Origin of the sequence: Paenibacillus agaridevorans (genome assembly GCF_003112455.1) — a bacterium.
GTDB classification, from domain to species: domain Bacteria; phylum Bacillota; class Bacilli; order Paenibacillales; family Paenibacillaceae; genus Pristimantibacillus; species Pristimantibacillus agaridevorans.
In genome coordinates, this window is sequence record NZ_BDQX01000054.1 from 71,300 (window position 1) to 83,722 (window position 12,423).

13 protein-coding genes are annotated in these 12,423 nt (G+C 54.3%); all 13 read left to right on the top strand.

Translation table 11 applies throughout. The features are described 5' to 3' along the window. Window positions 1-748, top strand: a 748-nt coding sequence (locus tag PAT3040_RS36800; protein ID WP_219930238.1) for a glycoside hydrolase family 44 protein, incomplete at its 5' end; no start/stop codon positions are given. Between the two features lie 19 nt (window positions 749-767). Continuing rightward, window positions 768-2,000 carry an NAD(P)/FAD-dependent oxidoreductase gene (locus PAT3040_RS06215; protein WP_108991913.1) on the top strand — a complete coding sequence of 411 codons (1,233 nt, stop codon included), beginning with the start codon at window positions 768-770 and terminating at the stop codon, window positions 1,998-2,000. A gap of 721 nt (window positions 2,001-2,721) precedes the next feature. Further along, a complete protein-coding gene (locus tag PAT3040_RS06220) occupies window positions 2,722-3,357 on the top strand; it encodes a helix-turn-helix transcriptional regulator (protein ID WP_087570847.1) in 636 nt (211 codons plus the stop codon). Further along, on the top strand, window positions 3,354-4,154 hold the full coding sequence (locus PAT3040_RS06225) for a pyruvate, water dikinase regulatory protein (protein WP_108991914.1): 801 nt from the start codon (window positions 3,354-3,356) through the stop codon (window positions 4,152-4,154). The genes PAT3040_RS06220 and PAT3040_RS06225 overlap by 4 nt, the downstream gene beginning before the upstream one ends. 36 nt (window positions 4,155-4,190) lie before the next feature. Next, window positions 4,191-4,589 carry a nucleoside-diphosphate kinase gene (gene ndk / locus PAT3040_RS06230; RefSeq protein ID WP_108991915.1) on the top strand — a complete coding sequence of 133 codons (399 nt, stop codon included), beginning with the start codon at window positions 4,191-4,193 and terminating at the stop codon, window positions 4,587-4,589. 183 nt (window positions 4,590-4,772) lie between these two features. Then, window positions 4,773-5,939, top strand: coding sequence for a P-loop NTPase family protein (locus tag PAT3040_RS06235; protein WP_108991916.1), 1,167 nt, complete (start codon window positions 4,773-4,775; stop codon window positions 5,937-5,939). Beyond that, window positions 5,926-7,149 carry a TadA family conjugal transfer-associated ATPase gene (locus tag PAT3040_RS06240; RefSeq protein ID WP_108991917.1) on the top strand — a complete coding sequence of 408 codons (1,224 nt, stop codon included), beginning with the start codon at window positions 5,926-5,928 and terminating at the stop codon, window positions 7,147-7,149. Before PAT3040_RS06235 ends, PAT3040_RS06240 begins: the two co-directional genes overlap by 14 nt. Before the next feature lie 116 nt (window positions 7,150-7,265). Further along, on the top strand, window positions 7,266-8,006 hold the full coding sequence (locus PAT3040_RS06245; protein WP_108991918.1) for a type II secretion system F family protein: 741 nt from the start codon (window positions 7,266-7,268) through the stop codon (window positions 8,004-8,006). A 12-nt stretch (window positions 8,007-8,018) separates the two neighbouring features. Further along, window positions 8,019-8,891, top strand: a complete 873-nt coding sequence (locus PAT3040_RS06250) for a type II secretion system F family protein (protein WP_108991919.1) — start codon at window positions 8,019-8,021, stop codon at window positions 8,889-8,891. 55 nt (window positions 8,892-8,946) lie between these two features. After that, window positions 8,947-9,135 (top strand): Flp1 family type IVb pilin, encoded by a 189-nt coding sequence (locus PAT3040_RS06255; protein ID WP_087570841.1) that lies wholly within the window; start codon window positions 8,947-8,949, stop codon window positions 9,133-9,135. Window positions 9,136-9,169: 34 nt separating this feature from the next. Further along, window positions 9,170-9,823, top strand: coding sequence for a hypothetical protein (locus PAT3040_RS06260; RefSeq protein ID WP_108991920.1), 654 nt, complete (start codon window positions 9,170-9,172; stop codon window positions 9,821-9,823). Between the two features lie 34 nt (window positions 9,824-9,857). Beyond that, window positions 9,858-12,092, top strand: coding sequence for a TadE/TadG family type IV pilus assembly protein (locus PAT3040_RS06265; RefSeq protein ID WP_108991921.1), 2,235 nt, complete (start codon window positions 9,858-9,860; stop codon window positions 12,090-12,092). Continuing rightward, the coding region (locus tag PAT3040_RS06270) for a TadE/TadG family type IV pilus assembly protein (protein WP_146200372.1) at window positions 12,049-12,423 on the top strand (375 nt) is incomplete at its 3' end. The genes PAT3040_RS06265 and PAT3040_RS06270, both read left to right, overlap by 44 nt.

Genomic DNA, 12,423 nt, shown 5'->3' on the forward strand with positions numbered 1-12,423 from the left:
GCCGTTCCTGGAGTGGTATCTCGATCAGGTTAAGCAGCACGAAGCGGATACAGGGACAAGATTGATCGATTATCTCGACATTCACTACTATTCGCAGGAGCAGGCCGTGCCTTCCGAGGACGAAAGCCCTCTTGCGGCCAAACGGCGCTTCCAGGCGCTAAAGACGCTGTACGACGATAATTTCGTGGATCAATCCTGGATCCAGCAGCCCGTTCGCCTTATACCGCGGATGAAGGAGATTATTGCGGGAAGCATGCCGGACTTGAAGCTGGCGATTACGGAATACAACTTCGGCAATGGAGTGGGCATCACGGCCGGTCTCGCACAGGCAGAGGCGCTTGCCATCTTCGGCAGGGAAGGCGTTGATCTGGCTACGCGATTTGGCAACTTCCGCGCAGGCACGCCGATCGAAGATGCGTTCAAGCTGTATTTGGACTACGACGGCAAAGGCTCCTCCATTCAAGGCAGCAGCGTAAAGACAGGCTCTTCTTTGTACGATGCCGTAGGCGCGTACACGATTGAAGGGGAGGAAGGCAAAACCTATATGCTGCTGTTTAACAAAGACACCTTGTCGAGAGATATCGAGCTGAATACCGGCATCAGCACAGGAGCTCAGGGCGAAATCTATTCCTTCAGCGCTTCTCGGCGGCTCGGCAAAACGGGAGATATTGTGATCGGCGGAGAAGGCGTACTGACTCTGAAGCTGCCAAAGCGGTCCGCCACGCTGATTGTCATTGATCCATCCTGATCAGAAGGAGAGCGATATCATGCAAGCATACGATGTCATTATTGCGGGGGCCCGAGTAGCGGGCTCCACGCTCGCTTATGAGCTGTCCAAGTCAGGTTATAGCGTCCTGTTGCTCGACAAGGCGACGTTTCCGAGCGATACGTTGTCCACGCATAATTTTCTGACGCACGGCATGGCGATGCTGGAGGAGATGGGGGTGCTGGATTCGTTGCTCGCATCGGGCACGCCGACCTACAGCCGAGCTGTCATTCAGTTCGATGATGCCGTTATCGACGGCCAGTTCCCGGAGGTGAAGGGACGTCACGACTGTCTTTGTATCAGAAGGACGGTACTGGACGATGTGTTGTTCCGCCATGCTTCGAACTTGCCGCGAGTATCCACGCTGGAGGGTTTCCGAGTGACGGGGCTTCTGTGGGAAGGCGGCGCGGTTGCCGGCGTGGAAGGAGTTACTCGCGCAGGAGAGCGCATGAAGTTTCCCGCCAAGCTGGTAGTCGGAGCCGACGGCCGCAACTCCGCGGTAAGAAAGCTGGCAGGAGCCGAGACGCTGATCTCCGTGCCCACCGATTTCGCTTCATACATCGGCTATTACGAGAACTATCGGCAGGAAGGCGAAATACACACCGAGCTGTACAAGGTCGGCGACAAGCTGGGGATCGTGTTCCCGACCGGCGACGGTCTGCATGTGGTGGGGATCATGTTCCCGCTTGCCGACGAATACTGGATGTCACGATTTAGGCAAGCGCCCGGGGAAGCGATGAGCGAAATCGTTCTCGACAGCTTCCAGAGCACCGCGATAGGGGGCAGGCTTCCTAAAGCATCGCTTCACGGACACGTGAAGGGGCTGCTGGGTTATGACAATGACTGGCATCGAGGCATGGGAGAAGGATGGGCGCTTGTCGGAGATGCGCTCTCCTTTAAGGATCCCGCCGTTGGGCAAGGGATGCCGGATGCCATGCTCAGCGCGCGCTTTTTGGCGGGTGTGCTAAATAGGTATGAGGGCCGCTGGGAAGGTCATTGGGACGCCATGTCGGAAGCTTACCAGAAGCAGACGGAGGAGGCCATGATGTCCCGCTTCCGTATGGCGTGCCAATTCACCAAAAACGTGCCGTTTACGCCGGAGGAGCATTATGTGAACGGGCTGATCGCTGCCAATCCCGATGCGACCGCGGCATTCCTCGGCATATATAATCATGCGGTGGAGCCGGAACAGTTCCAGGGACATGTGATGCGGTTAATAGAACAGAATCGATGAAACGCAAGTGGCGTTATATATTGAAGATAAGCTTAGACATTACGTTAGTTGAATTTGCATAAGGCTGGACGTTTACGCCTCTGGAGCTGCTCGATCGAGAGCGGAGCCGGGGGCGTTTTTTGTGTTTCAACCATAGGAAAGCAAACTCCATACTTGACCTGTCATTCTCCGATTGAAATGAGTTTGACCAATACTCCCAGACACCATCGACGCTAGTTGCCCGATTTTCGACCTCTCCCCAATCTAAAGATCGTTTGGCGTGATATTAAAATCTAAACGGAACTCTGCGACGTTATTCGTGAGAAATCCAGGCAAATCACGAGCTTTTGCCCTTCATAAGGGCTGTCAGTTCCATTAGATTTGCGAAGTGCCGCTTTTTGCCGAAATAACGTCTTTCATTTCCGTTGCAGTTGCTCCCGTTCATTTCTTACCGGAACTTGCCAGCAATTTCACCTTTGCACAATGAATAGACAGCCTCTGCATGTCTGTTAGATTTTCGAATACCTTAAAAAATCGAAGAATAACGTCATTTATGTCCATTAGGCGGCGAATGACCGGACGTTTTTTGGGTTTTTGTATCACCTTCAGGTGATTTTGTTCCTCGTATTGTGCGGTAAAGGAATATATGATATATTAATCCAAGTTAATTAAGACACAAATATAGTTAATATGACTCATAATAAGGAAGAAGGGGAGAACGATTCAGCTTACTTCCAGACAGTTGGAGCTTCTGGATCTCGTCAAAAAACATTCGCCCGTTACAGGCGAGCAGCTTGCGGAATATTTGGGCGTAAGCCGGCCGACGCTTCGATCGGACTTGTCGCTGCTTGTCATGCTGGGCATGCTGGACGCGAAGCCCAAGGTTGGTTATTTCCTCGGAAATACATTAAGGACGGCCGGAGAGCCGTTGCCGAGATTCAACTCGATGAAGGTGAAGGACGTGCAAGGGGTGCCGGTAAACATTCCGGATACGTTATCCGTTCACGATGCCGTCATTATGTTGTTCACGGAGAATGCGGACACGCTTCTCGTTGTTACGGAGAACAAGCGGTTTGCGGGCATAATTACCCCCAAGGATCTGCTAAAGATCACGCTCGGCAATGCCGGTGCGGCCTCTATTCCCGTCAGCATGGTCATGACGCGTTATCCTAATATCGTGACGCTGTCACCGGACGATTCTGTGCTCGACGCCATTCGCAAAATGTCGCTTCATCAAGTGGACTGCCTGCCTGTTACCGTCGAATCGGATGATGGCGCAGGGCAGCCCGTCGTTACGGGCTGGGTGTCCAAATCGAATATTATTCGCTTGATGGCGGAACACGCGACATCTCAGGAATTGGGGGAGCCTGGTTTATGAAGCAACCATACATCTATGTCTGCTCGGACGCGGTGGGGGAGACGGCGGAAGCTGTTGCCAAGGCGACGCTTAGACAATTCTCGACCGACCAAGTCAAAATAAAACGTTACGGACATATTCGCACGGAAGACGAAATATTGCGTATTATTGCGGAAGCATCGCTGACGGGCGGCTTTATCAGCTACACGCTCGTGCAGCCGGAGCTGCGGGAGCTGATGAGGGAGGAAGCGGTCAAGCTGGGCATCCGCGCGGTCGATGTCATGGGCCCTATGATGCAGGCGTATGTCGACACCTTCAACGATCTTCCGCGCAGGCAGCCCGGGCTGCTCCACTCGATCGACGCAGAATATCATAAGCGGATGGAAGCCATTGAATTTGCAGTCAAATACGATGACGGCAAGGACGTATTCGGTCTGACGCAAGCGCAGGTTATTCTCATCGGAGTGTCGCGTACCTCGAAGACGCCGCTCAGCGTATTTCTGTCGCACAAAGGCATTAAAGTGGCAAATCTGCCCCTGATGCCTGAAGTGACGCCGCCGGAAGAGCTGAGACAGGGGCCGGGGAGAATCATTGTGGGGCTAACCATGCAGCCGGATCATCTGCTGCATATTCGCTCAGAGCGGCTTAAGGCGCTGGGCTTGCCGTCCACGGCGCAATATGCCTCGCCGGATCGGATTCGGGAGGAACTGGATTATGCGGCAGGCGTTATGGAGTCGCTGGATTGCCCGATCATCGATGTGACGAACAGAGCCATCGAAGAGACGGCCGGCATTATTTATGAATGGCTTGCGAAATAAATGTCAATACCTATGAATAAAGATGGAGGGGTAGCAATGGATCGAACATTTGTGATGGTAAAGCCGGATGGAGTTGCCCGTGGATTGACGGGTCATATTGTTTCGAGATTCGAGGAGAAAGGGTTCAAACTGGCCGCGGCGAAGCTGATGCAACTGGATCGTATGGTGGCCGAGGAGCATTACGATCATCTGCGCTCAAAAGTATTTTTTGATGAGCTGGTAGATTTCATTACATCCGGTCCCGTATTCGCGATGGTGCTCGAAGGGAAGGACGCGGTTAAAAACGCGCGGTCGCTTATCGGCGCCACCAATCCTTCCGATGCGCTGCCGGGCACGATCCGCGGAGATTACGCTATTGATGTGGCCAGCAATATTATCCATGGCTCCGATAGCGAAGATAACGCGGAAAGAGAGATCAACCTCTATTTTCATTGATCCTAATTTTAAAATGAAAATAGTTGACGAATCACACTAGTATATGGTAGATTTTTAATCAAAGTTCAATACCACCAGCGGAAGCACCGCAATGTTGCAGCAATAGGCTGCATGCATTGCGGTGTTTTTTGTGTAGCAGCGGAGTTTTGGCGGTGATAGCGCTGGAGAAGAGGAGAGGATGGGATGAACAAGCTGCAATTGGCCGTTGCGGTCAAGGAGAAGGAGTATCTCAGAAGGCTCGCTGACTACATTAGAGGGAGCGTCTATGCGGCGAGATGGCAGATAACGGCATTCACGAGCGTTAACTCGTGCAAGCAGTATATGAAGCAGGGCTTCAGTATCGACATTATCGTCGCGGAGCGGGAGTTCGCGGATGAGTTGCGTCGTGCAGCGCAAGGCGTGCCGGTTGTTTTGCTGAGCGATCGACCTGCTTCTGGCGAAGGAGAACTGGAACTGTATCGTTACCAAGCGCTTCCGCAGTTGATGAATGCACTGGAGAGAATATGTATCGACGGTGTAGGAATAGAGCGTTCAGTTAGTCTGGCTGCTAATGGCTTGAGGGGCTTGGCGGGAACGGAGCGAACGCTTGTCGTAGCCGTGCATTCGGCAGCAGGCGGCGTTGGCAAGACGACGGTTGCGCTCCATCTTGCGGCTGCGGCCGGAGCAGCTGGCATGCGTTCCTGTTATGTCAATCTGGAATGCTGGGACACCACACGGGTCTGGTTTGGAGACGGCAGACGAGAGGAAGCTGGCGCGGGTCTGTCCGATCTTCTTTATCTTGTAAAGTCGGGCAATGCCGTGACTCGCGAACAGTTGGAGAGCTCTCGCAGGTACAACGCCGTGCTGAAGTGCGATTATATGCCTGGTTTCGGGAACCCGGAGGACAGGTTGACGCTTGGCGGCGAGGATTATGTCGGGCTTGCTGCGGCAATAACATCGAGCGGAGGCTATGATTTGCTTGTTCTGGATATGGATGCCGGATGGTCGGAAGCGCAAGTTTCGTTGTTGCGGAAGGTCGATCTCGTCTACGAAGTCGTAAGGAATGATCGTTCTGTCATCGACAAGCAGCGGCAGGCCATGTCCTACATCCGGCAAGATTCAGAGGGACGTTGCGGAGACCTGTGGAAGAGATGTCTTCTCGTATGCAATGGGGGCTCGCGAGCAGTAGAAGCCGGCGCGTTCGGGGGGATGACAGGACTGCCTAAGGAATCTCCCGCATGGCTGCCAGAGGTGCCGGAATGGCGCTCACAGGGATGCTCGCCTCTTGCATCCTCGTCTTATCTGGCCGTAGCCAGTCTGTTGGTAAAACGATTGATGTCAGAGGGAGATCGCAGACGTGCCGCCGGATGAAAGTATTGCGGAGCTGCGCAGCCGTATTAGAGCATCGATCGACTTCACCGCTTCCATTACGGATGAAGAATTGCTTCGCAAAACCGAATGCGTCGTATTTGAGTGGCCTGAGAGCCGATTCCTTTCCGCGGCTGACAAGGTCAAGCTGGTCAAGCGGCTCTACCATTCCTTTCGCGGACTTGATCTGCTGCAGCCGCTGATGGAGGATCCGCTCGTCAACGAAATCATGATCAATGGCCATAAGGATATTTTCGTAGAGCGGCAAGGGGAGATGACGAAGCTGCGGGAGAGCTTCGAAAGCGAGGAGAGGCTGCAGGATCTCATTCAGCGTATCGTGGCAGGGGTCAATCGGATCGTAAACGAATCCTCGCCCATAGTAGACGCAAGGCTGCCCGACGGCTCGCGTGTTCATGTCGTGCTGCCGCCAGTCTCGCTCAGCGGTCCATGTGTGACGATCCGAAAGTTCCCGGAACGCCCCATGAGCATGAAGGAGCTGGTTGAAAAGGAGTCTCTTACGACGGAAGCGGCTTTTTTCCTGCAAGAGCTGGTAGAGGCCAAATACAACATCTTTATTAGCGGAGGCACCGGCACGGGCAAGACCACATTCCTTAACGCCTTGTCGCAACATATTCCGAGCGAGGAGCGGATCATCACGATCGAGGATTCCGCCGAGCTGCAGATCGCTTCGGTGCCTAATCTGGTTTCGCTGGAGACAAAAAATTCGAATACGGAAGGGAAAGGAAGCGTCACGATTAGGGAGCTAATACGCGCATCGCTGCGCATGAGGCCGAACCGAATCATTGTAGGCGAGGTTCGCGGCGAGGAGGCCATCGATATGCTGCAGGCACTCAACACCGGGCATGAGGGTTCTATCTCCACCGGTCACGGAAACAGCGCGCTGGATATGATGGGACGCCTGGAGACGATGGTTCTTGGCGCCGCCGAGCTGCCTCTGCCCGTCATTCGGGGGCAAATCGCTTCCGCGATTGACATCGTCATTCATCTAAGCCGCGGCAGAGACCGCAGACGCCGCGTGATGGAAATTTGCGAGATGGGTGGCGTCGAGGAGGGCAGAATTACATTAAACCCACTATTCGTAAGAGGGGAGCTTGAGGAAGGCGCATCTGCCGGACATTTGTTGCGGACGGAAGTACCGCTTGCGAGGACGAATAAGCTCAGGGCCGCAGGGAAGGAGGCGGGTCTGATCTGACTATATCGGCGAGAAGCAAACTCTGGAATCTAGTTAATAAGATCATGAGCTGGTGCGGATGGAGGGACGCCAGCGCGCGCGAACGAGAATGGAATCAACACGGTGGAAGGACGATTATGACGGATTATACGGAATACGAGATGAACAGAAGGGAGGTAGTAACGTCCGTCCTTGGAGGTTCGGCGATGTTGTTCGTCGCTTTATATTTGTTCTATCATTCCGTATTTGTATCCCTGATAGGAGCTTTGGCTGGAGCTGCGGCTCCAAAATGGCGGCGCGGCGTCTTGCTTCGCAGGCGAAGAGAACGGCTGAAGATGCAATTCAAGGAGCTGCTTTTTTCCTTAACGTCATCGCTCGCCGCGGGACGTTCGGCAGAGAATGCGTTTCGTTCTGCATGGGAGGATTTAAGTCTGCTTTATTCCGAACCGAAAGCGGATATTTTGAGAGAGCTGCGAGTAATCGGCCATCTGTTGGATCAATCGATTCCGCTTGACGAAGCTGTCCGAGACTTCGCGAGGCGTGCCGGCATCGACGAAATAACGATGTTCGGCGATACGCTGACCGCATGCAAACGATCTGGCGGCGATCTGCTGGAGGTTATGAGACGAACGTCGTCGATGATTGGCGAGAAGATGAGCGTCGACGGAGATATTGCCGTGCTGCTGGCTCAGAAGCGTTTCGAGGCGCGGATCATGATGGCGGTTCCTTTTGTTTTTCTCGGTTTTCTGGGATGGGCTGCTCCAGACTATATGGCCCCGCTGTACAGCGGCTTCGGGTATGTTCTCCTAACGATTGCGTTGCTGCTATTAGGCGGATGCTTCTGGCTTATACATCGTATTATGTCTATCGAAATGTAAGGAGTGGATGGCATGCTGGCAGCATCAGCGACAGGTATGGTCGCGATATGGTTATATCTGATCGGTACGGCGGCGATAAAGGAACTTTTGAGAGCGATCCGAATGAGAAGAAATCCCTCCGGGGGGTGGCAGGAGGTCCTGCTGGCAAGACCCTTCCTTCGTGTTCTTGCAGAGGCGGAGCGTCTCGAGGTGGCGAGTCTCCGCGTCGAGACGCTCCATCGCCAGCTGATCGTGCTGAAGGGCGCATCGTGGTCGGTAGAGCAGACAAGATCAGCGGCGGCGCAGTCGCTTGGACAGGCATATGGAGCTTTGACGGCAAGTTTGATCCTGGCAGGGTTCACGGGCGAACCGGTTATGTCCATGATGGGAGCTGTCGTGGCTATTGTACTGGTGCTGCGTCGATTTGTGGAAGCGGATCGCGAAGTAGAGCGCAGGAGGCGCGCCATCATAGCGGCGCTTCCGGATATGCTGGCCAAGCTGACGCTGCTCGTCGGCGCGGGGGAGACTGTGCAGGGTGCATTCGCGAAATGCCTGGATGGCGGGCCTGGATACGGGGACAGTCCGCTGCATAAGGAATGGCGACATGCCGTCCTCTCGCTCCAAAACGGGCAGTCGTTCGGCATAGCGATCGAAAGGCTGGGCAGAAGCTGCGGCGTTCAGGAGGTTGCCATATTTACGACGGTTATCCTGCTGAATTACCGCAGAGGAGGCGATCGCTTCGTGCTGGCGCTGAAAGAATTCTCGTATTCGTTATGGGAGAAACGTAAGGCTGCGGCGCGTACAAGCGGCGAGGAGGCTTCGTCGAAGCTGGTATTTCCCCTGGTCGGCATCCTGTTCATTATGATGGTGGTGGTCGCTGCGCCTGCGTTTCTACTCATGTCCTGAGATCGAAATAGGGGTTGTTCAACATTTAATCAAGATAAGAGAGGGATGAGATCAAATGAAAAAGCTGACAGCGGGATGGAGATCGTTCTGGAGGAATGATCAGGGGCTGGGTACGCTCGAGATCATATTGATTATAGCCGTTGTCATTATTATCGCACTGTTGTTCAAGGACTGGATTATCGAGCTGATCGAGAACCTGATGGGCAAAGCGGACGATGAAGCCAATCGCATCTTCGAGAATTAACAGGCTATGGCGAACTGAGGAGGGAAGCTTCAGTTTGGAGTCGGCGATGGTGTTTCCCATGCTGTTCATTCTGATTTTCCTATTCCTCTTTATGAGCATGTTCGTCTACCAGAATGTCATTGTGAGTTATACGGCCGCCGTTACGTCGGAACGGGCTGCCTTCGCTTGGGACAACAGTCATCGGGATCCGAGATCGGGGATATTGACGGAGGCAGCCTATGACGGGTTATATACCGAGCTTGGAAGCGATGGCGTAACGGGGAGCCTGTTCGGATTGATCGGTAATTCGGAGACGGCATCCGTGTCGTTGCCATCCGGGCGAACGGAGGGAGCAGGGAGTTCCCTGGCCGTAACCAAGCTGGACCTGGCTTCGGATTGGATTACTGCAGCAGGGCTTTCGTATTCGGGCGAGGTGACGCGGGTCAACGACGGACTGTTCAGGCTGGTGCGTACGAAGTTGGAGAAGCCGATCGGTTCCGACGTATTTCGTTCATGGGGCAAAGGCGAATTTGTTGATCCGACGGGACAATCGAAAGCTCTGATTACGGCTCCTGTCGATTTCGTGCGTCATGTCGATTTGGCGCGTTATTATGCGAAAAAGTTTTCTGGCTCGTCAGCAGGCAAGGCGACTTCGAAGAAACAGGCAGGGAAAGTGCTGTCATCCTATGGGGGAGGCAGCCAGCCTTGAGAGAATAGGAATCGGTTGGAGGATGGGAGCGGGTATGCGGCATACGATATGGCGATATTTGATTAACGGGGAAGATGGCACGATCACGATATTTGCCGTTATTGTTCTATCATCGCTGTTGTTGTTCTTCGGCACTTTGATCGATTATGCGCGAATTGCGGCAATGGGGCTTACGTCCGAGAACGCGGCCAGAACAGGCGTCCGTTCCGTTTTGTCGGCATACGATTCCTGGTTATACGAACGATATGGACTGTTCGGACGTGGCGGCAGCGAAGGCGAGGAAATATTCCGGGAGGTTCTCGAAGGCAGTCGCGGAGAGGAGGCGGCTGCTGGAGGTTTTGGCCTGGTCCGTACTCGGCTCGAGGATGCCAAGCTTCATACGTCGCATGTGCTGGGAGATCATGACGTATTCGCAAGACAAGTGCTGGAAGAGATGAAATATAAGGCGCCAGTCGATATGACGCTGGAAGTTGTAGCCAAGCTTGTTCCGCTGGGAGATTCGCTGCGGCAGAGCGGCGAGACGTTCCATACGCTCGACGAGCTGCGCAAGCTGTACGAGAAGCGAGAAAAACTGCTGGAAGATGTACTGCTGCTGCAGGAGCAGGCGGCGGACATCGTAGCGGAAAGCGAGGCTCTACCGCTTGTGCCTGCCGGAAAGGCTGCTTTGAAGCTAGGCAGTAACTCCGTCCATAACGGAACGGTCCAGTCGCTGCTGGAGCGATTTGCCGCTTACGCCCGGCAGGTTGGACAGGATGGCGGAGCAGATGAGCCGGAGAATGGGAACGAGATCGCCTCATTCGAGAAAGAGGCTGCTTCGTTGGCTGGGCAGATTCGCTCGGCAAGCGCGGCATTGGAGCAAAAACACGCGGAGCTGTTATCCCGTGCGCGACGACAGCTGGAGCAGGCGAAGGCCGTCAACGACGAGATGATCCGCATAAATAGCCGTACTGTTCCTCCAAGCGGGTATGACGGAGTTCGCGGGAAGGATGTGCCCGGCGCAGAGCCATACCCAGACGCAGGGACGGCCGCTTCCGAGCTGGAGGAGGTACGCAGCAGCGGCGATAAGCTCATACGGAATGAAGGCTGGTGGAGTTCGTACCGGCAGGAGCTGGGTGATCAAGAGACGAGCGGCAAGGGAATCGTAAGCGAGGTCGAGCAACTGCTGTCCAGGTTGTCCATTGCGATGGCTTCACCGGGATCTGCCGCAGCGACAAGGCTGCTGAATGATGGCGTGACTGAGATACAGTTGGCCGTTCAGCACTATGAATCGGTCTATGCCGGACAAGCTTCGTTATTGGCGAAACGGAAGACGGAGCTTGCGGATGCGGATATGAAGAAGCAACTGAAGGAAACGGAAGCCAAGACCGCTGCAGCTTGGCAGAATGCAGGCAGGCTGTTGAACGGTCTGGCCAGCATGCGGGATTTGCCGGAGCATCGGGAGTTGTTCCAATCGGTGAAGTCGCGTTACGAAGACAGTCTGCTCTTTAATCAGAAGCAGCAAGAGGATGGGGATAACGCCGGAACCGGATGGTCGCAAGCCAAGGATGCGAATCAAGCGGTGGAGCGCTCGACAGGGCAAATGGAAGGATTGTTTGCAGGGATGTCTGACATGCTGGCGAAGAGCCGCGATATGTTCTACTACGGGGAATACGCTTCGGACAGGTTCAGCCACTTTGCCCCCCAACAGCTGCTGGATCTAATAGAGAATGGGGATATCGAAGGGGTCGCGGAAGCAGCCTCCTTCCATAATCAAGAGTTGGAATATTGGCTGTATGGATTCCATGATCCTATAGGCAATCTGATTGCCGCATATGGAGAGCTATTCGGCGTCAGACTGGCTGTTCGTACGATGGAAGGCTTGATCGTCAGCAAAAATCTGGGGCACCCGCTGTTAATATTGTCCGGGGCCATACTCTATGGGTTGGAGAAGACGGCGGAGGATATGCTGAGCTTCGCCCGCAAAGGAAGCGCGCCATTATCGAAATATGCGAAGGTAGAGCTCGGCTATCTGGATTATTTGCGATTGTTTGCTCTTCTGCATGGAGGCAAGGAGGAGGAGAGGCTGTCCCGAATGATCGCCGTCATCGAGCAAAACAGCGATCTGGTGCTAGCGCAGGTACCGTCAGGCGTTACAGGCGAAGCGTCGATCTCTATAAAGCTTTGGTTTCTCCCCGGAGCAACGAAGCTGATTGGCAGGCTTGGTTTGTTGAGGGGGAGGGTGAACGATGGTCGCTTCGAAAGCTCCGAGACGGTGGGTTGGTCGTACTGAACAGGCGAAGATTTTGAAGCTGCTTCTCGAATTGAGAGGCAGAACTCATGGCTCCATCGTTGTCGAAGCGGCGATCGTGCTGCCGCTTCTGATCTTTTTATTGATGGCTTTCGTGCTGCCCATCATGCTGTGCACGGCACAGATGGCGTTACATGAGACGGCTTCGCAGACAGCCCGCAGTCTGGCCTCGCATATATATCCGGCTGAGCTTGCCGTAGATGGAATCGCCGGCAGCGTAAAGGGAGCGGAACCGTCGCATCCGGCGCCGGCTGCTTCTAAGGATGAGCTGCCGAAGTGGAACGAAGTCGCGGCCGAGGCGGCGGAATGGCTG